General features: G+C 61.7%; 20 protein-coding genes. All 20 read right to left on the bottom strand.

Annotated features, from left to right (window positions below; genetic code table 11):
• Positions 1–14: 14 nt before the first annotated feature.
• Positions 15–1,955 carry an asparagine synthase-related protein gene (locus tag I8J29_RS12030; RefSeq protein WP_208847853.1) on the bottom strand — a complete coding sequence of 647 codons (1,941 nt, stop codon included), beginning with the start codon at positions 1,953–1,955 and terminating at the stop codon, positions 15–17.
• Entirely contained in the window at positions 1,952–3,202 is a 1,251-nt protein-coding gene (locus tag I8J29_RS12025) for a sulfotransferase family protein (RefSeq protein WP_208847852.1), read from the bottom strand. The genes I8J29_RS12030 and I8J29_RS12025 overlap by 4 nt, the downstream gene beginning before the upstream one ends.
• 6 nt (positions 3,203–3,208) lie before the next feature.
• A complete protein-coding gene (locus tag I8J29_RS12020) occupies positions 3,209–6,142 on the bottom strand; it encodes a chitobiase/beta-hexosaminidase C-terminal domain-containing protein (RefSeq protein WP_338113137.1) in 2,934 nt (977 codons plus the stop codon).
• 27 nt (positions 6,143–6,169) lie between these two features.
• On the bottom strand, positions 6,170–7,510 hold the full coding sequence (locus I8J29_RS12015) for a UDP-glucose dehydrogenase family protein (protein ID WP_208847851.1): 1,341 nt from the start codon (positions 7,508–7,510) through the stop codon (positions 6,170–6,172).
• 155 nt (positions 7,511–7,665) lie between these two features.
• Positions 7,666–9,036 carry a sugar phosphate nucleotidyltransferase gene (locus I8J29_RS12010; RefSeq protein WP_208847850.1) on the bottom strand — a complete coding sequence of 457 codons (1,371 nt, stop codon included), beginning with the start codon at positions 9,034–9,036 and terminating at the stop codon, positions 7,666–7,668.
• Positions 9,037–9,053: 17 nt separating this feature from the next.
• Complete coding sequence (locus I8J29_RS12005; RefSeq protein WP_208847849.1) at positions 9,054–10,010, bottom strand: polysaccharide pyruvyl transferase family protein; 957 nt, start codon at positions 10,008–10,010, stop codon at positions 9,054–9,056.
• Between the two features lie 55 nt (positions 10,011–10,065).
• Positions 10,066–10,635 (bottom strand): acyltransferase, encoded by a 570-nt coding sequence (locus tag I8J29_RS34190; protein ID WP_338113136.1) that lies wholly within the window; start codon positions 10,633–10,635, stop codon positions 10,066–10,068.
• A gap of 19 nt (positions 10,636–10,654) precedes the next feature.
• On the bottom strand, positions 10,655–11,998 hold the full coding sequence (locus I8J29_RS11995) for an oligosaccharide flippase family protein (RefSeq protein WP_208847848.1): 1,344 nt from the start codon (positions 11,996–11,998) through the stop codon (positions 10,655–10,657).
• A 30-nt stretch (positions 11,999–12,028) separates the two neighbouring features.
• Positions 12,029–12,916, bottom strand: a complete 888-nt coding sequence (locus I8J29_RS11990) for a glycosyltransferase (RefSeq protein ID WP_208847847.1) — start codon at positions 12,914–12,916, stop codon at positions 12,029–12,031.
• A complete protein-coding gene (locus I8J29_RS11985; protein WP_208847846.1) occupies positions 12,913–13,956 on the bottom strand; it encodes a glycosyltransferase family 4 protein in 1,044 nt (347 codons plus the stop codon). The genes I8J29_RS11990 and I8J29_RS11985 overlap by 4 nt, the downstream gene beginning before the upstream one ends.
• Before the next feature lie 6 nt (positions 13,957–13,962).
• A complete protein-coding gene (locus I8J29_RS11980) occupies positions 13,963–15,180 on the bottom strand; it encodes a glycosyltransferase family 4 protein (protein ID WP_208847845.1) in 1,218 nt (405 codons plus the stop codon).
• Entirely contained in the window at positions 15,177–16,487 is a 1,311-nt protein-coding gene (locus tag I8J29_RS11975; RefSeq protein WP_208847844.1) for an O-antigen ligase family protein, read from the bottom strand. Before I8J29_RS11975 ends, I8J29_RS11980 begins: the two co-directional genes overlap by 4 nt.
• Before the next feature lie 32 nt (positions 16,488–16,519).
• Positions 16,520–17,776, bottom strand: a complete 1,257-nt coding sequence (locus I8J29_RS11970; RefSeq protein ID WP_208847843.1) for a glycosyltransferase — start codon at positions 17,774–17,776, stop codon at positions 16,520–16,522.
• A gap of 21 nt (positions 17,777–17,797) precedes the next feature.
• On the bottom strand, positions 17,798–18,481 hold the full coding sequence (locus I8J29_RS11965) for a sugar transferase (RefSeq protein ID WP_208847842.1): 684 nt from the start codon (positions 18,479–18,481) through the stop codon (positions 17,798–17,800).
• A complete protein-coding gene (gene galU / locus I8J29_RS11960; protein WP_208847841.1) occupies positions 18,465–19,364 on the bottom strand; it encodes a UTP--glucose-1-phosphate uridylyltransferase GalU in 900 nt (299 codons plus the stop codon). The genes I8J29_RS11965 and galU overlap by 17 nt, the downstream gene beginning before the upstream one ends.
• Before the next feature lie 272 nt (positions 19,365–19,636).
• A complete protein-coding gene (locus I8J29_RS11955; protein ID WP_208847840.1) occupies positions 19,637–20,281 on the bottom strand; it encodes a CpsD/CapB family tyrosine-protein kinase in 645 nt (214 codons plus the stop codon).
• Positions 20,262–21,020: a YveK family protein gene (locus tag I8J29_RS11950; protein ID WP_208847839.1), complete on the bottom strand. Its 759-nt coding sequence runs from the start codon at positions 21,018–21,020 to the stop codon at positions 20,262–20,264. Before I8J29_RS11950 ends, I8J29_RS11955 begins: the two co-directional genes overlap by 20 nt.
• A 252-nt stretch (positions 21,021–21,272) precedes the next feature.
• Positions 21,273–21,941, bottom strand: a complete 669-nt coding sequence (locus I8J29_RS11945) for a response regulator (protein WP_208847838.1) — start codon at positions 21,939–21,941, stop codon at positions 21,273–21,275.
• Between the two features lie 4 nt (positions 21,942–21,945).
• Complete coding sequence (locus tag I8J29_RS11940) at positions 21,946–22,647, bottom strand: sensor histidine kinase (RefSeq protein WP_208847837.1); 702 nt, start codon at positions 22,645–22,647, stop codon at positions 21,946–21,948.
• A gap of 757 nt (positions 22,648–23,404) precedes the next feature.
• Entirely contained in the window at positions 23,405–23,950 is a 546-nt protein-coding gene (locus I8J29_RS11935; protein ID WP_208847836.1) for an acyltransferase, read from the bottom strand.
• Positions 23,951–24,069 lie beyond the last annotated feature (119 nt).

The raw sequence follows: 24,069 nt of genomic DNA, 5'->3' as shown, positions 1-24,069 counted from the left end.
TCATGTAGTATGGGTCACGCGAACCGCTTCAGGAACCGGTAGATGATGAGGCTGCGCATCAGCATCCGCAGCTCCGGCCGGAACGCGTGCTCCGGGCGCGGCGCGCCGCCGAGGGCGGCAAGCGTCTCGCGGATCCGCCCGGTGTGCAGGTACGCTTCCGCAACGGGATCCGCGCACAGCTGCCGCAGCTCCCGCTCGAGCGGCGCCCAGGCCGGCAGGATCCGATGGACCCAATCCGCGCCCTGGATGCCCCGCACCCGCTGATTCAGCCGCACCTCGTCGGGCAAGTAATGCTTCGTCGCCCGGCGGATGAGCGCGCGGTCCAAGCCGCCCTTCGCGTACTGCTCGACCGGCACCGAGAAGCAGAACTTGACGACCCGGGGATCGCTGGTCGGGTCCCGCTCCCACACGCCGTAGCGCAGGGACAGCTTCGTCGCCGAGGCGCCGTTCTTGTTGCCGACGGGCAGGCTCTTCAGCTTCTCCTTCCGGACTTCCACCGGATCGTCGATCAGCGTGCCGTTCGGGCCGATCCGGTTGTCCCGCAGCTTGCCGAACACGCCGGTCCGCTCGGCGAAGTCGGGATGGATCAGCAGCTCCGGAATGCCGGGACCGGCTTCCCCGCCGCCGCGCTTGCCGAGCGCCGGGAACGCCTCGCGGCAGATGAAGGACAGCAGCCGCGATCCGCCGATGCCTTTGTTGGCGCGGTAGAGCTGGAATTCCCGCATCAGCCGCACCCACTTCATCTCCCGGAGCAGCCGGGCGTAGACGTAGACCGCGGGGCCCCACGATACCGTGAAGTTGCCTCTCGCTCCGGTCAGCAGCACGCCCGCGCCCTGCCCGGCCGCCTGCTCGTGCACCCCCTTCAGCCAGAACGAGTTCTCGAAGAACTTGTACGGCGTCTCCAGGATGTCGAGCCATTCGTCGACCTGGGCCATCGGACTGATGCCGTCGAAATCCAGGTACCGGTCCGAGATGTTCCCGACGTGGCGCGCGGTGGCCTTCATGTACCGGCTCTCGTCCGCCGTCGCGCTCGCGGGCGTCCAATCTTCGAAGTCGCCCGCCGGCACGTAGCTGTACGTATGCAGCGTCTTGCCTTCGTCCCGCAGCGCGCGGGCCGCGAAGCTCGCGACGGCGCCGGAATCGAGGCCGCCGCTCAGCGTCGCCGCCACTTGGCGATGCGTCCGGAGCCGGGACTTCACCGCTTCCCGGAACACGTCCCGGAACGCTTCCTCGTACTCGCCGTCCGACTTCAGCCGGAGCATCTCCTTCGGCTCGAGCGAGCCGTAGCCGAAGAGCGACACCCGGCCGTCCGCGACGACGACGGCGTGCGCCGGCGGCACTTGGTGCACGTTCCGGTACGGCGTGGCGCCGACGTCCGTGGATTCGTACATTTCCGGGATCGCCATGAACTCCGCGAGCCAGGCTTCGTTCAGCGCCTTCGCCGCCCCCGGCACCGCGAGCAGCGGCGCCATCGCCGTCGCGAAGGCGAACCGCCCGCCGCTTTGGCTGTAGTAGAGGCAGCGATGGCCGAGCAGGTCCCGCGCGCCGAAGAGCAGCCGGTTCGTCTCGTCCCAGAGGACGAAGGCGAAGTCGCCGATCAGGTACTCCGGCGCGGACCGGCCCCACTTCCGGTAAGCGAGCAGGATCAGCTCGCCGTCCGGCATGCCGGCGCGCAGGCCTTGCGGCACGTCCAGCAGGCCGAACAGCTCCCGGCGGTTGTCGAGCATCGCGTCGGAGACGATCGCGAGCCCGTTCGCCGGGTCGTGGAAGGGCAGCCGCTCATGCATGGATTCCGGCGTGATCCACTTGGCGCGGCAGCCGAGGAAGACGGGGCCGTCCGTCCACGTCCGGACGTCGTCGGCGTCGTACCGCTCCATGGCCGCCATCATCGCGGCGCCTTCCTCGCGGCCGGCCGTCCCGCCGTCCAACCGCAGCAGCCCGGCGATCGCGCTCATTTCTTGCCTCCGCCGCCCAGATAAGCGGACGCCAAGGACGAAAGCCGGTTGCCGAACGGAATGAGCGACTTGAGCCGGTTGATCTTGCGGCTCGTCGCGTCCAGCTGCGCCTTAAGCCGCCGCTGCTCCATCGCGCCGAGCTGCAGCCGCTGCTCGAGGGCCCGCACCCGCATCTGCAGCCGGACCGTCTCCGCCCGGCTCGCGTCCGCTTCCTTCGCGGCCGGCTGCCCCGTCCGCGCCGCCGCCGGGCCGCCCGCAAGCGGCTCGGCCTTCAGCGCGTAGCCCGGCGTCCAGACGCAGCCCGTCGCTTCCGTCAGCTGGCGCGTTCGCAGCGCCAGCAGCTCCGCGTCCGGTTCGTCCCCGAACCGGGCGCCGGTCAGCTTCTCCGCTTCCGCGAGCTCCTCCGCATAGCCGAGCTCGCGGAAGAGGCGGGCGCCGAGGGCGCGGCCGTACAGCTCGATTTCGCGCTTGTCCAGCACCTCTTTCCAGAGGTCCACGGAATCCCGGTTCGGCGCCTGGTGATCCGCGACGAACGGGTCGCCGACGCCCATGCTGAAGTACAGCTCGGACTTGGCCGTGTGCATGCGATCGCCGTACCGTTCCATGCCCTCTTCGTACTCCAGGCCGAGGAAGCGGCAGGTTTCCGCCAGCTGCCCGCGCGGATCGGTCACCAACCGTTCGTAGTGCAGCCGGTGCGCGTACGGATGGTCCTTGGCGAAATAATCATAGTAGCGGAAGAGCCCGACGGTCAGATCGACGGTCTTCATCTCCATCGCCGGCTGCCGCAGCGCCTCCGCGAAATCGAACGCGTCGCCGCGCTGCCGGCCCACCTTCTTGTTCGACGCGAGCACCGCGAACGGATTGCGGATCAGCCAGATCCGCTTCGACTGCGGGAACAGCGCGTCCAGAAATTCCAGCATATAGTAATACCGGGGCGACTTGTCGATGACCAGCTCCGCTCCCTCGCTGCTCTGCAGCAAGCCGTTGTACGCCTCCAGCGCGAAGGCCCGGCACGCGTCCTCGAACGCGGCCTGCGGCAGCACGCCGTTGTAGAATTGGCTGATGATGCCCGTGCCGCCGTACGCCCGGCGCTGCGGCGCCTGCAAGTCGCGGAGGCTCATCAGAAACCACATTTCCTGCGTAGCGAACATTTTGCCGTGATTTTGCAGCATCACCGTCGCCAAGGAGCTTCCGCTTCTCGGCGTGCAGAGCAGAAAGACGAGATTGTTGCCGTTCGAATCGACCATTGCAGCTCACCCTTTGTTGAAATCGTAGTAGAATTTCGGCCGCTCCCCGAGCATCACCTTGTAGATGTCGTCGTTCGTCACCGTGACGCCCGCCAAGTAATCCTTGTACGGACGGTCCGCGACGTTGACGAGCCCGGAGTTGTAATGCTCGCCCCACTCGTCCTGCCAGTAGCGGCCGAGGCCGGCCTGGTCCACGTAATTGAACACGTGCGCGCCGACGATGTAAGGCAGCGTCGCGACGCCTTCCACGTAATTGCGGTACCGCATGCCGCGCTGGAACTGGTTGGTCGCCGAGTTGGGCAGCAGCGGCTGCAGCCCCTGCTCGCCCGTTCCGTAGCCGAATTCGCTGAGCAGGATCGGCTTGCCGCCGGATTCCTCGTAGACGTCCTTCAGCAGATCGGTCTCGATCTTGTAGCTGTAGTAATTGATGCTTAGGACGTCCACGTACTTCCCTTCCGCCTTCGCGAGCGGCGCCCGGTATTTCTCGTTATGGAACGTCGACGTGATCCACCGGTCCCCGAGCAGCAGATGGTTCGGGTCGTACTTGCGGTAGATCCGCGAGACGGTGCCGAAGAACGTATCGAGATAGTAGGCGTAGAAATCGTCCATGTCCGCCCACGACGCCGACGTCTTGACCGTCAGCTCGGCTTCCCGCGCGTCGGCGAACGACTTGAAGCCCGTGCCCCACGCCGCGTTGAACTTCGCCACCGTCCCGTACTTGTCCGCCAGCCGCTGCACCAGCTTCCCCTTGATGGCGGCGCTGCTGGCCTTCAGCTTCGGCACGTCCGAATAAAACTTGTGGAAATCGTATTCGTTGTCGATGAAGTAGCCGATCAGCATGGGATCGTTCTTGTGCGGCGTCAACGTCTTGCGGAACGCGTCGTCGAGCTTCGCTTCCGCGTCCGGCGCGAAAATGTCGAAGATCGCGATGCCCTTCAGCTTGGCCCAATTCATCGTGCTGAGCGGCAGCATCCGCACGTACGGCATCGTGCCGTCTTCCCCGTACTTCTCGGGCGAATAGTTGCCGACGCCGTTGAAGCCCCACTTCTTCAGCCGGTCGACCGCCGTCATATAGACGGAATGCTCGGTCGGGAACTTGCCGGTCTTGCGGAAGACGTTGGCCATGTAGAAGGAGAAGTTGTCCTCCCCGAGGTACGCGTTCTTGAATTCGCCCTCGTACGGCGGGATGGCTTCGAACTTCTGCTCCCGGCCCTTCACCTTCGTGTACGTCTCGTTCGGCGTCACGCCGTTCACCGCCAGGCTGAAGTACAGGTCGCCGTTCGGCGCGGTCATGACCTTGCGGCCGTTCAGCTGCTGAATGGCGAAGAACCCTTTCGCCTTCAGCCCGTATTTGGCCGCGCTACCGGCCAAGCCGCCGTAGCTGTCGCGGCCGGCCGGCGCCTGCAGGCTCCCGTAATACGCCGCGTCGGCTTTCGCGTCGGCGGCCAGCTGGCTTTCGCTTGTCACCTTGCCGGAGAAGCTGGCCTTCTTCATCTGTCCGTACTTGTCGATCGCGACGTCGCTGCTCGCGTTCACCGTGTATTTGCGGATCGGGCTCGGCACGAAGCCGTCCTTGACCGCGTACGTCTCGATGACGTTATAGCCCGCGAGGTCGAGCGGCGATGTGTACGGGATGAAATCGGACCCTTTGTTCAACCGGTAATAGATGCGCGCGTCCGGCGTCTCCGAGGAGAGGTCGACCTTGGCCGTTCCGCCGGTTGCCGTCGACGCCAGCCGAACCGATGCCGTGTTGCGGTTCAGCACGACCTTCGTCACCTGGGGCGACCACGTATTCGCCGCGCCGTTCAGCATGATCTTCAGGTACCGCGTGCCCTTCGGCAGCGCTGCCGCCTCGTAGGCGTACGGCTGCCAGTTGCTCTGCGGGTACCCGGCCGCCGCGTCTTCCGCCCGCACCTCGGTGTAGGCTTTGCCGTCCGGCGAAGCGTAGAACCGCTGATCCTCGAGCGGCACGCCCGTGAAGAAGCTGCCGTACACCGTGAAGGACGTAATGTCGTACTCCGTGCGGTAAACGATGTAGCCTTGGCCCGCGCCGGTGCGCGCGATACGGCCGGCGTCGTTGTCGAAGTAGCTGGGATCGTTCTTCGCGATGTACAGGTTGGAGCGGCCGGCGCTTTGCTTGAAGCCTTCCAGCTCGTCGATCAGTCCCGCGGGCGCCGCGGCCGGGGTCGTGACGTCGTATCGGTAGGTCGACACCTGGCCGGCCGCCGACTGGCCCGATCCGGAATGCTTGACGGCCGTCGTTTTCAGCGTCATGCTGCCGAGCACCGGAATCGGCGAGAAATAGTGCTTCCGGGTCTTCGAGCTGCGCGGGTCGCTGCCGTCGGTCGTGTAATAGACCGTCTCGCCCGCTTCCGACCGGTTCAGCATGACCATCCGGCCGTAGTACACCTTCCCCGAAGGGACGCTGGCCCCGACGCTGAACGGACCGTTCAGCACGACCTTCCCGATCGCGGGCACCCCTTCCGTCCCGCCCGGGAAGGTGATCTTCAGAAACCGCGTGCTGCCCGAGAACGCCCGTGACTCGTATACGACGGCGCCGCCGCCGTGGTCGTGGATGTCCGGCGTGATCGTCTTGTACGTCTTCCCGTCGGCCGAGATCGAGACGACCGGATGGACGCGCTCGCCGCTCTCGCCGAAGTAGGCGTAGATCGAGAAGGAGCGGAGATAGCTCTTCTCCTTCGTCCTGTAGCTCATGTACTCGCCGGCCGCGCCGCTCGGGGCGACGCGCGTCGTGTCCCGGGCGTCGCCCGGCAGGCTCTGCAGCCTGAGCGACGGCGAGTACGCGTAAACCGCGTTCCAGTTCTGCAAGGAATCGACTTCGATTTCATAGGCGGGCGGGACGGCGTCTCCGAGCACATGCGCCGGAATCATACCGGCGAGGAAGCCGAGCGCCGCCAGGCACACCAACTTTTTTTTCACGATCGGTTCTCCTTTATTCAAGGGCCCCTAGTTGATCAGGGCCGACAATTCCTCCTTGACGCCTTGGTTCAAACGCGGCCGGCCGATGGAGTAGTAAATGAAGGAGGTTTCAGCCACGTCCGCTTCCTTGAACACGTTCCGTCCGTCGATCAGAATCGGCTTGCGCAAAATCGTTTGCAGCTGTCCGAGGTCCGTCCGGACGAATTCTTCCCATTCCGTCAGCAGGCAGAGCGCGTCGGCGCCCGCCGCGGCCTCGAGGGCCTCGTCGCACCACATGACGCCGTTGTCGCCGTACATGGTCCGGAAGTTCCGCATCGCGATCGGATCGTACGCCTTGACGTGCGCCCCGCTGCGGATCAAATATTGGATGATTTCGAGCGCCGGCGATTCCCGGACGTCGTCGGTGTTCGGCTTGAACGCCACGCCCCAGATCGCGATCGTCTTGCCCTGCAGCTCGCCGTCGAAGATCGACTCGAGCTTGCGGATGACGCTCATCCGCTGATCCTGGTTCACTTCGACGACCGCGCGCAGCAGCTTGAATTCGTAATCGACGTTGCCGGCGATCTGGATGAGCGCCCGCGTGTCTTTCGGGAAACAGGAGCCGCCGTAGCCGATGCCCGCCTTCAGGAAGGCGTGGCCGATCCGCTTGTCGAACCCCATGCCTTCCGCGACGCGGGTCACGTCGGCGCCGACCTTCTCGCAGATGTTCGCGATTTCGTTAATGAACGAAATCTTCGTCGCGAGAAAGGCGTTCGACGCGTACTTCAACATCTCCGCGCTGCGGATGTCCGTGACGACGATGTTGTCGGTCAGCGGAAGGTGCAGCTGCTTAAGCGTCTCCGCCGCGGCGTCGGAATCGGCGCCGATCACGATCCGGTCGGGATGCATCGTGTCCTGGACGGCCGAGCCCTCGCGGAGGAATTCCGGCAGCGAGATGCTGTCGAACCGTTCCGGCGTCCGGCTCCGGATCAGCTTCGCGACGCGCTCGTTCGTGCCGACGGGCACGGTGCTCTTGACCGCGATGATCTTGTACCCGTTCATCGCCTCGGCGATTTCGATCGCCGCCCCGTCGATGTAGGCGAGGTTCGCTTCCCCGTTCGGGAGCGAAGGCGTGCCGACCGCGATAATGACGAACTCCGACTGGCCGACCGCGTCGCGCAGGTCGCCCGTGAAGCTCAGCCGTCCGGCCGCCATGTTCTTGACCGACAGCTCCTGCAGGCCCGGTTCGTAGATCGGGATGCCCCCGTTTTGCAGCGTCTCGACCTTCGCGAGATCCTTGTCGACGCAGACGACCCGGTGTCCGAGCTCCGCGTAGCAGATGCCCGAGACGAGCCCGACGTAGCCGGTGCCGATGACTGTGATGTTCATGGACTGATCACTCCTCAGGCGTTTTCGAAGAAAACGCGACTTCGTAAGCATAGGCTGGCGTTTTCTTTGAAAACGCGACTTCGTAAGCATAGGCTGGCGTTTTCGAAGAAAACGCGACTTCGTAAGCATAGGCTTTGGTTTTGGCTTTTTTTCCGCTATACGCGGCACAGCTGCACGATTTCGCTCCAGTCGAGCTCGAGCCGCACGATATCTTCTTCGATCAGTTGCGAGCCGGTCTGCACTTCGATGATCTCGATGTCCGACTCCGCCCGCAGGCTGTGCTTGTTTTCCTTCGGAATCGAGATGACGTCGCCTTCCTTGACGGAGAAGCGGTTCTCGTTCAGAATCATGTCCCCGCTGCCGGAGACGACCGTCCACACCTCGTCGCGCAGGCTGTGGTACTGGTAGCTCAGGTTTCTGCCCGCCGAGATGAAGATCCGCTTCGTCAGCACTTCGCGGCCGTCCGGGTAGCGGATGTAATCCAGCACCCGGTACCGTCCCCAGCGCCGCTCCTCGTACATCGGACGCTGGTCGGAATGCTTCATCACTTCCTTGATCTGCGGGCTCGACGCTTTGTCGGCGACGAGGATGCCGTCCGGGCTCGCCGCCACGATGACGTCGGAGAGGCCCATCAGCGTAATCGGCAGATCCAGCTCGTTGATGACGTGCGTGTTGACCGAGCCTTCCGTGATGATGCCCTTGCCGATCAGCGACGTCTCGATCTCCTCGGTCAGCGTGTTCCACGTGCCGAGGTCCTTCCACGGCCCGTCGTATTGAATGGCGGCGACGCGGTTGGCCCGCTCCACGACTTCGTAGTCGAAGCTGATTTTCGGCAGAGTGCCGTAACGCTTCAGCATCTCCTCGTATTGGATCGGCAGCTCGTTCGCGATCAGGATGGTGATGAGGAAGTCGAGCTTGAAGGCGAACACGCCGCAGTTCCACAGCGCGTGCTGCCGGATCATCGCTTCGGCGTCCTCTTTGCGCGGCTTCTCGCGGAAGCTCAGCACGTCGACGAACGGCTGCTCGGCGCTGATCTCGCCGTTCGGAATAATGTAGCCGTACTTCTCCGACGGATACGTCGGCTTCACGCCCATGAGCGCCAGGTCGGCGTCCGAGCGGTCGAGCACGTGCTCGAGCCGCTTCAGCGATTCGAAGAACGAATCCTCGACGTACGGATCGACCGGCATGACGACGATCGTCTCGTTCAGCGACACGCCTTCGATCGCGTACAGGTACGTCGCCGCCAGCGCGATCGCCGGGAACGTGTCCCTGCGCTCCGGCTCGACGATGAGGTTGATGTCGCTGCCCAGCTGGCTGTAGATCATCTCGACCTGCGGCTTGCTCGTCGCGACGTAGGCGTCACGCTGCAGTCCCGCCTTCTCCAGCTGTCCCCAGACCCGCTGGATCATCGATTCCAGCTTGCCGTCGCCGTTCTTGAGGATTTTCAGAAACTGCTTGGAGCGGGAGTCGTTCGACAGCGGCCAGAGCCTTTTGCCCGATCCGCCCGAAAGAAGTACGATTTTCATACGATTCTTCCTCCATTCTATTTGCCCGCGGGATCCGCCATCAGCGTCGCCGAGGCGATTCCGCCGGTCCACGTGCGGTAGTAGCTGGCGTTCTTGCCGTACGAGTTGTCGAGCAGAATGTTCGGCTTGTCCATCAGGCACGAGAGAATATGGCCGTGAAGCCGGGACGTCTGCACCGTTTTGTAATTGCTGAACCGGTTAACCGCCTTGTTCACGAGATAGTCCGTGTACTTGCCCCAGAACGAGCTGAGCGGAAGCTTGCCGCTGCCCTTCTGCATCATCTTGTTGAACACGCGGATGGACTTGTGCTCCACGGTGTTGAAGAGCGTGCCCCAGTCCAAGTAATCGCCCTTGCCGGACGCTTCCAGCTGTTCCTGTTCCTTCGTCTTCTCGATGTCGGTGCGCAGGAAGCAGAGCAGCTCCTTGCCCGGCTCGGATTTGGCGCGGATCGGCCACAGCTGGTGGGCCATGTCCGGCGACAGGTGAACCTGGCAGGTCTTGAAGCGCGCCTTCGCCATCTCCTGGGACAGCGTGTCGCGGACGTACAGGTGCAGATCCTTGTGGCGGTTGAACACCGCGGCCGTCTTGTCGAACTCGGCTTGGCTCTTGTAGAAGATCGTCTGCGGCAGCATCACCACCCGGTGCCCGGGGTAATCGGCCACGATCTTCTCGCGCAGCTTCTGGTGCGCCGGATACAAGTCGCCGAAGTTGCCGCCGCCGTGCAGCACGAGGATATGGTCCTTCGGAATCGCGAGGCCGTCCGGGAAGTCCAGCACGCTGTACCGCGCCTGAACGTGGATGCGGTGATCCCTGAAAAACGCTTCGGTTCCTTTCATGATGAGCAGATCGCCGCCGTTCCCGTGCACCGGGTAATCGATATAGTAAATCTTCGAATGCGGCGGGATCACGTTCAAAATATGCCGAAGCCGATTTTTGAGCTCATCCATCGGATGAGCGAACTGTACGGTTTCCATCAATCCGTCTCCTTCTCCTGTGGGCGTATCTTCTCTCTTCCGGGACCAGGCCCGTTCAAATCTCCCAGCTCACGTTCTCCCGGATGGGCTTCGCCGGCACCCCCGCGACGAGCGCGTAAGGGGCCACGTCCTTCGACACGAGCGAGCCCGCCGCCACGACGGCGCCTTCGCCGATCGTCACGCCCTTCAGGATGGTCGCCTTGCTGCCGATCCACACGCGGTCGCCGATGACGGTCGGCTTCGTTTCCGACATGCCTTCGATGCGGTGCGTATCGGTATCCATGATGGCGACGTCCCACGAGATGGCGCAATGGCTGCCGATTTTGACGTGCTTCTTGCAGATGATCTCGGTCCTGCGGTTAATGAAGGTATGGTCGCCGATCTCGATGACCGCTTCGCTGGAATCCAGATAAAACCCCGTGTTGCGGAACAGCAGCACGTTGTCGCCGATGATGAGCTTGGCGTTCCTGGCCTTCGAGACCGTCACGCCGCCCGCGACCCGCAGCAGCCTTCCGCAGCGGTCGACCTTCCGCCGGAACAATAGGCCGAGCGCGAGGCGGTACCCGTATTTGGCGTAATCCTTGACGCTTCGTTTCCGTTTGTTCGTAGCCACGCTATTTTTCACATCGATTCCTTCCGTTCTTCTAGTTTGGCATGCTGCGCGAGAATCGCTTGAAGAGAAAACGGAGATCGTCTTTGTCGAACACGATGTCGGCGATTCTCACCTTGAACACGACCCGCATGGCCGCGATCGTAATGACGATCCGGATGACCGCGCCGAGCAGCAGGGCGAACGCGATGCCGTTCAATCCGTACAGCGGCGTGAAGACGAAGAACAGGCCGACCGTAATCGCAAGCGCGACGGCTTGCCGGATCACCACCAGGCCGGGACGGCCCATGGCGTTGAACGACGAGGCGAGAATCCACGAGCCGCCGCCGAGAATGCACTCGAGCGAGAGCAGGTAGAACGCCGTGCCGGCTTCCAGAAATTGCGAGCCGAACAGCAAGCCGAGCAGGAAGCGGCCGATGATCATGCCCGGCACGACCGCGGCGGTCATGAGCAGGAACGAAAGCCGGAACGCCCGGCCGACCGTGGCGATGATCTTGTCCTTGTCCATGCCGGTCACCTTCGGGAAGATGACGTTCGAGATGGCCATCTGCACGACGTTGAACACCCGAGACAGCGTGTAGACGACCGTGTACAGCCCGAAATCCCGCGGCGTCAGCAGCGACAGGATGATGAGCTTGTCGCACTGGCCGTACAGCGTGCCGAGCAGCTCGACGCCGAACACCCGGCCGCCGTAGCCGAACAGTCCCCTGAACACCAGCTTGTCCTTGAACGGCTTGATCCAGTTGAAGGTCAGCTCGCGCCGCAGCCGGAAGAGCGCCCAGAAGATGACCATCAGGCTCGTCGCGCAGTAGGCGATCGACGCGTAGGGAATCGTCAGCTTGCCGATCGCCCACAGCAGCAGCAGCCCGACCAGATTGGAGAGCGGCACGTACAGGCGCAGCCCGTTGTACAAGGTGAACTTGTCCAGGCTCTGCGTCAGCGCGGCCAGCAGATTGACGGCCAACAGCATCGGCAGCGTCAGCACGGTGTACCACCTGGCCGTTTCGACCACGGCGTCCGAATAGTTGCCGAGCCAGATCGGCAGGAAGAGCCAGGCGACGATGCCGACGACGATGCTGACGGGAATCTGGAACAGGAACCCGGCCCGGACGAACTCGGGCGCGAGGCGCTTGTCCGTCCGCATGTTGAAGATCAGCGAGGTCGGCAGCCCGAAGCTGACGAGACCGGACAGCAGCGTCGGCCAGAAGAGGATGGCCGAGAATTCGCCCTTCCCCACGACGCCGAACAGGCGCGCGGTCACGATCGAGGTCAGCGTGCTCAGGACCATGATGAACAGATTGGCGGCGCTGGTGTGCAGAATCGCTTTGAACGATCCGCGTCCGGCGAGCCGCTTCAGGACGGCTTGCAGTTTACCCATGGCTTCGACATCCTTCTTGCGCGTATCGCTTCATTGGTGCAGCTTCAGCACGCCTCTGAGCAATCCGTTGTTGTAAAATAATTTGCTGACGTTGCGGAAGATCTTCCGCTTGTCGTAGGCGAATACGATCGTGAGCACGGCGAACACCGGCAGCCTGACGAGCGAGTGCACGACGAGCCCCGACTTCTTGTTCGAGGAGACCGCCCGGCTGACGCCCTGCCAATAGATGCGCCGCAGCAGCCACTTCCGGCTGATCCGGCTGCGGGGAATCTTGTGCAGCACCGACGCGTGCGGCGTGTAGAACACGGTGTACTTCTCCCGGATCCGCTCGATGAGCTCGGATTCCTCGCTGGACAGCAGGTTGCTGCCGACCCGGCCGAGATCCTCCCGGAACGGCGCCGTCTCGCCGAACACCGACATGCGGAACGCGACGTTGGCGCCGAACGGAATGTGCGGCTTCTTCATCTCCACGATCTCGTCCGCGTAGTCCAGAATCGTGTACAGCGTCCGGTTCTCTTCCGGCAGCCACTCGGGCTCGCTGCCTTCCCAGGCCGGCTCGATCTTGCCGCCGGCGACGCCGATGCGCTTGTCGAGCTCGAACAGCGCCACGATGCAGCGGATCCAGTCCGGGGACGCGACCGCGTCGTCGTCCAGGAAGAGGATGTACTCGCCCTTCGCTTCGCGGATCGCGCGGTTGCGGGCGACCGACAGGCCGAGCCGCTCCTCGTAGACGTAGAGGACCGGGATATCCACCATCTTGCGAAACTCCTCGACGACCTCCCGCGTGTTGTCGGTCGACCGGTTGTCGATGACGATGACCTCGAAAGGACCGTCGAAATTTTGCTCCATCAGGCTGACGAGCGCTTCCTTCACGTCCGCCGCCCGGTTATGCGTGCAAATCGCTATGCTTGCTTTCATGCGTTCACCTCGTACCTCTTCGTGCCGGTATATACCTGGATCATTTTGCCGGCGATCCGGCCCCAGTCCAATTCCCGGAGCTTCGCCGCGATGTGCAGCTCCGTCTCCTTCGCGTCCATCGCCATCGAGGCGCGCAGCGCTTGGCGCAGGCCGTCAGGATCGTCCGGATCGTACAGGATGCCGCAGCCGTCGGAGACGTATTCGCCGAGCGCGCCGAGCCTCGGCGCGATGACCGGCTTCTTATAGGACAGCGCGAGGATCGCGCTGCCGGAGGTCGAGATTTGCTTGTACGGCAGCACGATCACGTTCGCCGCCGCCAAGTAGTCGGCCAGTTCGTGATCGTCCACGAACTGCGGATACACATGGATCCGGCCGTCGTTCACCCGGTCGATGAAGTCGAGGCTGTAGCCCTTGTCGACTTTGCCGGCGATCAAGAGCTCGCTGTTCGCCTCGCCGAGCGCCGCGAACGCGTCCACGAGCTTGTCGACGCCCTTGTACGGGTTGATCCGCCCGATGAACAGGTACAGATACGTATCGGGCGCGATGCCGAACCGTTTGCGAATGTCGGTGCCCTTGCTGGCGTAGGCGTCGACGTAATGGCCGTGCGGCGTCACCACGAGCTTGCTTGGCGACACGCCGAACGTCTCCGCGACCTCCGTCTTCACGGCTTCGCTCAGCACGAAGCCCTTCTGGCAGACGGACAGGATGAACTTCCGCATGACCCGGTCCCACCGCGTCTTGCCGCTGTGCGGCCACACGTTGTGCACCGTCCAGAACAGCCGGATGCCTCTCGCGCGGTAGAACAGCAGCAGCAGGGCGAAGAAGACCGATTTCACCATCGTCAGCGGGAAGGCCGACGCCGTATACGAGTTGCTCGGCCAGTGCATGTGGACGATGTCGCCCCTGCGCGGCTTGAACGCCGCCTTCTGGTCGTAGTGCTCGACCGTCAGGCCGTTCCGTTCGATCGAGCGGGTGAGCAGCTCGCTGTATTTGTTGTCCGGACTGTGCTTGGGCCACATGTACACGGTCGGGTTGCCCATGCTCGGCTACCTCCCGTCCGCGGCCGCAAGGGCGAACGCCCGGCCGCTCTGCTTGGCGAGGCCCGCGTACAGGCCGAGATGCTTCTCGAGCAGCGACGCCTTCGTGAAGCCGCCGCAGTGCTTCAGGCATTCCGCCTGGACGCGGCGCTTCTCTTCGCCCGTCAGCGCGTGGTACTCGAGGATCTTCGCCTTGATCGCCTCCGCGCTGCCCGGCTTGAACAGGTACGAACCCGGATTCCAGACCGCGTCGGGGATGCCGCCGACTTCCGAGGCGTACACCGGCGTGCCGACCTGGTACGATTCGATGATGACCCGGCCGAACGGCTCCTCCCAGATCGACGGCACGAACGTGACGTCGACCTGGCCCATGAACGCGCGCGCTTCCTTCGGCGTCACCTTGCCGGTGAACTGGAACCGGTCGTCGCCGCCGCACAGCTCCGCGAGCTTCTCGCGGAAGCCGCCTTCGCCGCAGATCACGACGCGCTCCACGACTTCCCGCGGCAGCGCCAGCACCGCTTCGGCCAGCTCGCGGACGCCCTTCTCCGGCTCGATCCGGCCGAAGTAGCCGAGGCGCAGCGGCTTGCGGTCGAAGTCCTTCGCCTGGCCGGCGATCTCGCCGTCCACGACGTTCGGGATGACCAGCCGCGCGGCGTTCGGGAACAGCCCGGCGTCCGTATGGCGCCGCAGGATGTGCGACGAGATGCCGACGGCCGCGGCCACCCGCTTGCTGACGCCGCGGGAGCTCGCTTGATACGTCCGCGCCAGCGCCGGATTCGAGATCGGCGAGCTGACCGGCGAGAGCAGCGAGTAATCGCGGAGCGTGTGCACGATCGGCACGTCCGGCTTCGCCGCCGTCCAGATCGCCGCGCCGAGGCCCGACAGGTTCTGCGTGTGGATCAGATCGGGGCCGATCCGGTCGAGCAGCCCGCGCACCGTCCGGATTTGGACCGGATTGTAGAGGTCGATCAGCCGGCGAACCGTCTTCTTCAGCGTCCCGGCGCCGCCGCCTTCGCCGATCCAGTACAGGTTGTTGTACGGGAGCCGGTGCACGTTGACGCCGTTGATGACCTCCGTTTCGGTCCCCGCGTGCTTCCGCTGCGGGCCGACGGTCAGCACGTGCACCTCCGCCGCCGCCGTGAGCGTCTCCGCCAGGATTTGCGTCGAGATTTCCGCGCCGCCGATGATATGCGGCGTGTACAGACTGTTTACGATGACGATTTTCATGCGATCCGTTTCATTCCCTTCATGCTCTGCGTATCCGATGCGGCCGCAAGGACGGCCGGCCGTTCCTGGAAGAACCCGCCGCGGATGAACCCGATGAGCAGCCAGAAGTTCACGAAGGAATAGGAATCGAAATTCATGACGAGCGCGACGCACAGCGCGAACGCGAACTTGGCGTACGGGCTCTTTCCGGCGCTCTTCAGGATCGCGGCCATGAAGCCGCCGATCAGCACCGCGCCGATCAATCCTTCCTCCGCGAATACTTTGGACAGCAGGTTCCGCGACGTCGCCATGTCCGGACGGTCGAATACGAGATCGGCCACTTCCTTGAACTTCAGCCCGTCGCTGAAATGCCGGAGCAGCAGATCCGCGAATTCCCGGTAGTAAAACCCGCCGCCGACGCCGAATACGGGATGCTGCGCAAACTCGATGAACCCGATCGCCGGAAAATAAACCCGGATGAACATGGAGTTGTCCGTCTTGATCAAGTGATTGAAGTTAAATTGGAACCGCTCGGTGAAATAGCCGCTGACGTGGAACGTCTCGAGCAGATACGGCACGCCGACGGCGACGACCAGCACGCAGACGCCCAGCACGAGCAGCATCTTCCCGCGGTTCTTGTTCGCGATAAGCACGTAGATGAGCATCGCGGTCAGCAGCACGCTGTAGGCGTACGCCGAGAACGACAGCACCAGCAGCACGGCGGTGCCGATCAGGAGCGGCAGCTGCTTGCGGAAGCCGCGCTTGTACAGGAAGAACATCAGCAGGCCGCCGCTCAGCATATGGATGGCGCCCCATGACGGCTCGCCCGACAGCAGCTGGATCCGGCCTTTGTACACCTTCTCCGAGAACAGGCCGGTGAACGGCATCGAGAAGCCGCTGTGCAGGACCAGCGAGTCCATCAGCTGCAGGAACCCGGCGAAGATCGGCGGGATGAACGCCACCATCAGGCTCTTGGCGATCCAGCCGATCAATTCGGGATCTTCCTTCGTCTGCTCCGCGATATAAACCGACGTTCGGTACATACTTAGCCCGAACAGAAGCGTTATGACATGCTTGAAGCTGCTTCCCGTGTCTCCGTAGCCTACGGAGACGATGAGCGAATGGGCGACGCTGTACATCGCGAACGCGACCAGGAAATAATCGCCCGTCTTGAACCGATAGCCGGTAAACAGCAGCAGAAACGAGGCGGCGAACATCGAAAACATCGAAAGCGGCCGGTAGACCGAAAAGTGGAAATACGGCAAACTATCGTACGAGATGACGGCGATCGAGAAGAGAAACAGCACGATGATGAGCTTTCGAACCATGTCGGCTTTCGCTCTGCTGGCAATATACGGCGTTACGATAAGATCAGCTCCATGTTTTTGCGCGTCGCGGAGCTGCTGAAGTTGCTGGCCACGTAACGCACCGAATTGCGCGATACCTTCTCGTTCAGCTCGTCGTTGTTCAGCAGCAGCAGCACGTTGCGCACGATGTCGTCGTCCGAATCGCAGACGAACAGGTCCTCGCCGTGACTCGCGTTGATGCCCTCGATGCCGATGTGGTTCGTCACGACCGGCACGCCCCAGGACATGGCCTCGACGATCTTCGTCTTGATGCCCGTCCCGAACAGCATCGGCGCGATCATGAGCGCCGAGTCGCCGACGACCCGCTTCACGTCGTCCACTTCCCCGGTCACGACGACGCCCGGATACGTCTCCTGCAGCCGCAGCACCTGCGGGGTCGGATTTTTCCCGACGATGTAGAACGTCGTGTCCGGCGCCTGCCGCTTGATGCTCGGCCATACGCGCTCGCAGAAGTACACGACGGCGGAACTGTTATGCGGAATGTCCATCTTCCCGACGAACACCAGCTTGTTGCGGTCGTACCGCCGCGGTCCCTTGCCCCGCGCATGGTCCGGCTCGAACTTCATCGGAATGCCGTAGCACGATTCGTGGCGGGTCGTCTTCCGGAAATTCTCCGCTTCGACCGGCGACGTGAAGACGAGATGATCGAAGCGCGGCGCCACCTTCTTCTCGTACTTGTCCAGCAGCCGGCTCTCGAACTCGATCAGCCATTTCTGCACGAACTTCATGTCCGCGAGCTTCTTCATGCTGCCCGGCAGCTTGTTCGCGAAGCCGCCGAAGATCGACGGAATGTACTGGAACCATTCCAGCTGCCGCTTGTAGCGCAGCGACAGCAGGTCGTCATAGCTCATGACGTGCTGCCCGCCGCTATGCGTCGCGTATTCCGCGACCCGCACCATGTCGTACAGGATGACCTCCGGCTTCTGGGCCTTCACGATCTCCTTGACCTTGCGGTGCGTCTTGCGGGAATAGTAGACGGACACTTGAAGCGGCCATTTGCGCAGCAGCAGCGAGTACACCGCGATGTTGAACAGCTTCTCGGGCAGGCCCGGCAGCTCGATGCAGACGAGCTCGTCGATCTCTTCCGGCCGGTCCTTCAAGTACTTCACGTCGTCCACGAACGACAGATTCACGAGCTCGCTGCCCGGATGAAGCTCCTTCATCTGACGGATGTACTGCAGCAGCATGTTTTTGCGTCCGTCCGTGTTCGGGAATGGCAGCCGGTTCGTAATAAACATGATTTTCTTCATGATAACTCCCGTCCCATTCGTTTAAAAAGCGTCCTTCGCCCCGACGAGGAGCTTGAATGTCTTGAATATGATCTTCATATCCCCCGCGATGCTGCGGTTTTGGATATACTTCAGGTCCAGCTCGACCATCTGCTCGAAGCTGAGGTCGTTGCGGCCGCTCACCTGCCAGAGGCCGGTGCAGCCGCCCGTCACGGTCAAACGCAGCTTGTCGTGTTCCGTGTACTCCGCGACTTCGCGCTTCAGCGGCGGCCGCGGTCCGACGAGCGACATGTCGCCGCGCAGCACGTTGATCAGCTGCGGAAGCTCGTCGATGCTCGTTTTGCGGATGAATTTGCCGACCTTCGTGATGCGCGGGTCGTCCTTCATCTTGAACATCGCGCCTTGAATTTCGTTCTTGGCGAGCAGTTCCTTCAGCCGCTCCTCCGCGTTCGAGACCATGGAACGGAACTTGAACATGCGGAAGGGCTTCTCGTCCTTGCCGATCCGGGTCTGGTAGAAGAACACCGAACCCTTCGGATCCTCCAGCTTGATGCAGAGGGCGACGAGCAGGAAGAGCGGCAGGAAGAACACGAGGCCGAACAGCGCGCCCGCAATGTCGATGACGCGCTTGACCACGAGGTAGGACAGATCGCTCTCCTTCGTCAGCGCAAGCCGGAACGAATCGGAATCGGTCGCGACCGCCTCGCGGTCATACCGTTGGGCCATGTTGCTCACTCACTTTCTCGCGTTCGAGTATTCCCTCCAATTCTTCGATGAGGGTATAACGGAGCTCGCTGTTGCGCAGCGCGAACTCGATCGTCGTCTTGATGAAGCCGAGCTTCTCGCCGACGTCGTAGCGGATGCCTTCGAAATCGTACGCGTACACGCCCATGTCTTCGTTCAATTTCTGAATGGCGTCGGTCAGCTGAATCTCGCCGCCCGATCCGGTCTCGTGCCGGCCCAGGTAGTCGAAGATTTCAGGGGTCAATACGTACCGGCCCATGATCGCCAGGTTCGACGGCTCTTGTCCCTTCGGCGGCTTCTCCACGAAGCGGTTCACCTTGTAGAGCCGTTCGAATTTCTCCAGCGGATCCACGATCCCGTAGCGGTCCGTCTGTTCCGGCCCGACCGTCTGGACGCCGATGACCGATTTTCCCGTTTGCTCGTATTGCTCGATAAGCTGCCTCGTGCAAGGTATGTCGGACTGCACGATGTCGTCGCCGAGCAATACCGCAAACGGCTCGTCGCCGATGAAGTTCCGCGCGCACCATACGGCATGTCCCAGTCCTTTCGCTTCTTTCTGACGGATATAGTGGAGCTCCACGTTCGAGGATTGCTGAACCTTCTTCAAGATGTCCAGCTTTCCTTTTTCCAGCAGCGACTGTTCGAGCTCGAAGGCAATGTCAAAGTGATCTTCGATAGCCCGTTTCCCTTTGCCCGTGACGACGATAATGTCCTCGATGCCGGACGCGATGGCCTCTTCCACGATGTACTGGATGGTCGGCTTGTCGACGATCGGCAGCATCTCCTTCGGCATTGCTTTGGTTGCGGGCAGGAACCGTGTGCCGAGTCCGGCCGCTGGGATAATCGCTTTTCTCACTTTTTTCATATGTCTCACCCTATCCGTTTTTTTCTATGTGTTCTATGTGTTTTGTCTATCATGGTGCTAAAAACACGAGCTATGTTTTCTCTTGTGACGAGTAAACATAGCTCGTACTTTTAGATCGATCATAGAGCACCGGGCATTCAACCCGTCCTCACGTCATACCCTTGACGATGAACGTCTAAGGTCGGCTGACCCACAGCATGACCGAGTGCCTCCGATGATAAAGGAACAGGAGACATTTCCTGACAGCCGGCCGGGCGGCGCGCCCCTTCCGGTTATCGATTGACGTTCGTCAGAACCGCGCCGATGATCTTGGCTTTGCCGTAGTCGAGCGCCGCTTTCGCTTTCAGCGCCGTTTCGTTCTTCACTCTGCCCGCCTTCATGACCAGGACGACGCCGTCGCAGCGGCTCGCCACGACCAGCCCGTCCGAGAGATCGGTTACCGGCGGCGTGTCGACGATGACGAGGTCGAATTGCTCCTTCGCCGCCTGCAGCAAAGCCGAGAAGGCGTCCGAATCGAGCATTTCCGACGGATTCGGCGGGATCGGCCCGGCCGTTACCGCGCTGAGATTCGCCACGTTCGTGCGCTGGATCACTTCGTCCAGCTTGCCGTGCTTCATCAGCGCGTTGCTGAGCCCGAGGCGGTTCGGCAGACCGAACAGCTCGTGCAGCGCCGGCTTGCGCAGATCCGCGTCGACGATCAGCACGCGGCGGTTTGCCTTTGCGTACGTCACGGCCAAATTGGCCGCGGTCGTGCTTTTTCCTTCGCCGCGCAGGGAAGACGTGACCGAGACGGTTCTGTATTCTTCGCCGCCGCCCGAGAATTCCAGATTCGTCCGCAGGCCGCGGAACGCTTCGGAAATCGCGGAGCCCGGATGCGTTTCGACGATCAGGCTGCGGTTAAGCGTCGAACGAGACATTTTCTTTCCCTCCTGCCAAATTCGTAATCTGCGCCTTCGGCCGGCGGTCGGCCAGGTTGTGGCGCTTCGCCTTCGGAATGGCCGCCAGCGCGGTCACGCCGAGCAGCTCCGCGACGTCTTCCTCGGTCTTCACCGTATTGTCGAGCTGATCGAGCACGAAGGCGATGCCGATGCCGATGAGCGCCGAGACGATGAACGCGACCATGATGTTCGTCGTCGGATGCGGGGAGAGCGGGCCGGGATGCTTCGTCGTGTCCGCCGGGTTCAGGATCGACACGTTGTCGAGCTTCATCAGCGTCTTGACTTCCTGCTGGAACACCGTCGAGACCGCGTTCGCCATTTTGGCGGCCCGCGTGTAGTTCGTGTCCGTCGCGGAAATCGTCATGACCTGCGTGTCGCTGACGGAGCCGACGGATACCCTCGCGATCAGCTCGTCCGCGCTGGCATGCAGATCGGGAAACCGCTCGGCGACCTTCGACATGATGCGGGGCGTGCGGACGATCGCTTTGTACGTCTTGATCAGCGCGATGTTGGAGTTGATGGCGCCGATGTCGACGTTCGCGGCGTCCGCTTTCGGATCCGTCAGCTGTCCGCTTACGATCAGCTGGGCGGTAGCCTGATACTGAGGCTGCAGGAAGTGGTTCGTGTAGTAGCCGACGGCGGTGCAGCTGACGATGACGATCAGGGCGATCAGCCACAGCCTTTTCTTAATAAAACGCCAATATCGCAGCAGTTCCAAGATGCATCCTCCATACCGATCTCGTTCGCGTAGTACGAACGAAATGTAAATTTTTTCTGAATATTCTGACTTATGATGACAGTTCAGTTGGTCGTTTTTCGCATTGACGCCTGTAATTTCATCAAATTTCTGCAAGTCGCTTGCGCTATTTTCATTCTATAGCGACAAAGCCTTACAAGACTATTACGCGGCAGGATGATTTTAAATCTACTCCCGTCGTAGCTCACCCTACCGCCATTTAGCCATCTCTTGTTATACTTTCGTACCAGTCGGATCCAGATTCTCTTCCTTCCGGTCTTCCGGCGGCGAATAGGCCGTCATGCCCCGCGACTGCGCGTACAGCGCGGCCTGCGTGCGGTCGTTCAGGTTTAGTTTTTGAAAAATCCGGCTGACGTGCTTCTTCACCGTGAACTCGCTGATCGTCAATTTTTTCGCCATGGCGCCGTTCGACAACCCTTCGCCGAGCGCGATCAGCACTTCCCGCTCCTTCGGCGTCAGCTTCTCGAGCGGATCGTCCGCTTCCTTCCGGATCAACACTTCCATCAAGCCTTGATCGAAATACTTGCGGCCCCTGTCGACCATTTTGATCGCGAGCAGCAGTTCCTCGGGCATCGAATCCTTCAATACGTAGCCGAAGGCGCCGCTTTCCTCGGCCCTGCGGACGTCGAACTCCGCCGCGGACGAGGTCAGCATGATGAACCGGCACGGCATGTCGCCGAAATGCTCGACCAATTCGAATCCGGTCCGGTCTCCGAGCCGAATATCGACGATGGCGAGATCGGGCTCCGTTTGCGCGATGAGCGTCATGGCGTCCTCGACGGACTCCGATACGCCCACGACTTCGACTTCTTTTTCGCTTTCAAGTACGGCAATCAGTCCTTTGCGGACCAATGGATGATCGTCAACGATAACGACCCGCATGCTATCACCCGCTTTTCGTAGTTTGAGTAGTGCCTTCGCTTACGCCGGCAATATCGGCGAGCGGCAGCCAGATCAGGATCCGCGTTCCGCTTCCTATCTTGCTTTCGATATCAAAGGTGCCCCCGAGCGATACGGCGAGCGCGCGCATGTTGGACAGTCCGAAGCCGGAGCCCGAGCCGGTCTTGACCGTCTTCGCCCGGACGTCGAAGCCCCTTCCGTCGTCTTCGATCGTCAGCCGGACGGCGCCCTGCTTGACGGTGAGTTCGATGTTGACGCACTGGCTGGCGCCGTGGCGAATCGCGTTGCCCACGCCTTCCAGGATAATGCGGTACAGCGCCTTCTGCAGGTTCAGGGCCAGCTGGCCGACCGTCTGCGCGGCGCTGAACGCGATATTGACGCCGCTCAGCTTCGCCTGGTTGGCCAGATGCGAACGGACGAGGCCGATCCAGGAGTCGTTCCCGCCCTTGGACGAGCTTAAGCTGTGAATCGTCGCGCGCAGCTCGCCGGAAGCCGTAGAAGCCGCCTGCTGAATTTCCTTCAGCTGTTCCAGTTTTTGTTGATCCGTCAGGTCTTTCCAGCCGCACGTCATCGAATGAATCGCGTAAATGATGCCGAACAAATGCTGGGAAACGCGGTCGTGAAGCTCTTCGGCGATCCGGTTGCGTTCCTCGATAAGAAGCCGTTTTGATTCGATCTGAATTGCCATCGCTATCATCACCTTTCTTGCCCTCGTTCAACACAATAGCCGGTTATGCGATCAGCGCGACAGTTGACCTGATCCGTTCCGCAAACGACCTGACGTGCTGCGGAAAGTATGAGAAAGCCTTAATGTTTTCGCCATTTATCCTCAAAATCGGACAGCGCTCTATATTCCCAACATACCGCGAAGAAATGGACATGGACATACATCAGGAGTACTGAATTTAATCCTTGGTCGTCCGCGCTTTAACAGTGACCTTGGTCTCAATTCGCATTCGGAGATTTTGTCGACCGGCTTCTTTTTCCGCCGGCTTCGAACCGTTCCCGGAGCCGAAGCGAAAAACGCTCGAAATGCCGGATCTGAAAGAAATCTGTAAGAATTGAAAGCGTTTCAGAACAGCCCATTTTCGTTGTGACGGAATGTGGCAGGACCACGGGCCTCTCTACCCAGGCGGCATCCCGGTTTTTCGCGGGCATTTTTCGGCTTCGGACCGCGTCCGTCGCCGCCGGCAGCCTTTTCCATTCACAACTTAGACACATTTTCCGGATAAACAAGCCAACGCAATCAACCATTTTCCTTCTATTGTTTAGTAAAACAACCTAATAATACCAAAAGCTACTCAGGATGGGGTATCGTCCATGGTCCTTTCGCGCGACGATACGGGGTCACCATGAGATTTCTGAGAGGCCCGAACGTTCGGTTATTCGCCCGGTCAAGCGTCCGATCGCGTCGCTCCGAACGGATAACGGCGTCCGCGTTCGCGCTACTCCCGAATCCATCCTTCCGGAATATCGAGCTCGCGGATGACGCGGGCCGGCGTCCCGGCGACCAGCGCGTTCCGCGGCACGTCCTTGTTGACGAGACTGCCGGCGGCCACGACCGCATTATCGCCGATCGTCACGCCCGGAAGAATCGTGCAGCGCGTGCCGATCCAGACGTTGTCGCCGATCACGACCGGCTTGCTCCCGCCCGGGGAGTCGCTCGCGTCCAGCTGATGGTACATGCTGTCCAGAATGCTCGTGCGCGGCCCGATCTTCACGTCGCGCCCGATCGTCACCCGGTTGCGGGAGGCGATCCCGACGCCGGCGTTGATAAACGTGCGGTCGCCGATCTCCAGCACCGCCCCTTTCTCGACGGTCAGCTGCGACGCCCAAGGCTTGCCGACGAACCGGACCCGGTTGCCCACGCGCAGCGTACCGCCTTGATTGACGTACAATTTTCCTTTGATCCATGGAAGCTCGCGCAGCGGACGCCCGCCCTTGCCGTGCCGCAGCATCCACTTCATCCTTCGAAACGTGTTGACCAGCATGAATGATTGCCCTCCATACCCAATTTGGTATCCGGCAATCATTTTACCCTCGCGAGAGCCCGAACGAAACAGCTAGGATGCTTAAAAAAAGTTAATCTAGCAAAAAAATCCTTTCGCCG

Source organism: Paenibacillus artemisiicola (assembly GCF_017652985.1).
Lineage (GTDB): Bacteria > Bacillota > Bacilli > Paenibacillales > Paenibacillaceae > Paenibacillus_Z > Paenibacillus_Z artemisiicola.
This window is presented reverse-complemented; position numbering and strand designations above follow the sequence as displayed.

Coding starts and splice junctions, on each gene's coding strand:
- I8J29_RS12030 (WP_208847853.1), bottom strand. CDS start 1,955: ATGAGCGCGATCGCCGGGCTGCTGCGGTTGGACGGCGGGACGGCCGGC.
- I8J29_RS12025 (WP_208847852.1), bottom strand. CDS start 3,202: ATGGTCGATTCGAACGGCAACAATCTCGTCTTTCTGCTCTGCACGCCG.
- I8J29_RS12015 (WP_208847851.1), bottom strand. CDS start 7,510: ATGAACATCACAGTCATCGGCACCGGCTACGTCGGGCTCGTCTCGGGC.
- I8J29_RS12010 (WP_208847850.1), bottom strand. CDS start 9,036: ATGAAAATCGTACTTCTTTCGGGCGGATCGGGCAAAAGGCTCTGGCCG.
- I8J29_RS12005 (WP_208847849.1), bottom strand. CDS start 10,010: ATGGAAACCGTACAGTTCGCTCATCCGATGGATGAGCTCAAAAATCGG.
- I8J29_RS11995 (WP_208847848.1), bottom strand. CDS start 11,998: ATGGGTAAACTGCAAGCCGTCCTGAAGCGGCTCGCCGGACGCGGATCG.
- I8J29_RS11990 (WP_208847847.1), bottom strand. CDS start 12,916: ATGAAAGCAAGCATAGCGATTTGCACGCATAACCGGGCGGCGGACGTG.
- I8J29_RS11985 (WP_208847846.1), bottom strand. CDS start 13,956: ATGGGCAACCCGACCGTGTACATGTGGCCCAAGCACAGTCCGGACAAC.
- I8J29_RS11980 (WP_208847845.1), bottom strand. CDS start 15,180: ATGAAAATCGTCATCGTAAACAGTCTGTACACGCCGCATATCATCGGC.
- I8J29_RS11975 (WP_208847844.1), bottom strand. CDS start 16,487: ATGGTTCGAAAGCTCATCATCGTGCTGTTTCTCTTCTCGATCGCCGTC.
- I8J29_RS11970 (WP_208847843.1), bottom strand. CDS start 17,776: ATGAAGAAAATCATGTTTATTACGAACCGGCTGCCATTCCCGAACACG.
- I8J29_RS11965 (WP_208847842.1), bottom strand. CDS start 18,481: ATGGCCCAACGGTATGACCGCGAGGCGGTCGCGACCGATTCCGATTCG.
- galU (WP_208847841.1), bottom strand. CDS start 19,364: ATGAAAAAAGTGAGAAAAGCGATTATCCCAGCGGCCGGACTCGGCACA.
- I8J29_RS11955 (WP_208847840.1), bottom strand. CDS start 20,281: ATGTCTCGTTCGACGCTTAACCGCAGCCTGATCGTCGAAACGCATCCG.
- I8J29_RS11945 (WP_208847838.1), bottom strand. CDS start 21,941: ATGCGGGTCGTTATCGTTGACGATCATCCATTGGTCCGCAAAGGACTG.
- I8J29_RS11940 (WP_208847837.1), bottom strand. CDS start 22,647: ATGGCAATTCAGATCGAATCAAAACGGCTTCTTATCGAGGAACGCAAC.
- I8J29_RS11935 (WP_208847836.1), bottom strand. CDS start 23,950: ATGCTGGTCAACACGTTTCGAAGGATGAAGTGGATGCTGCGGCACGGC.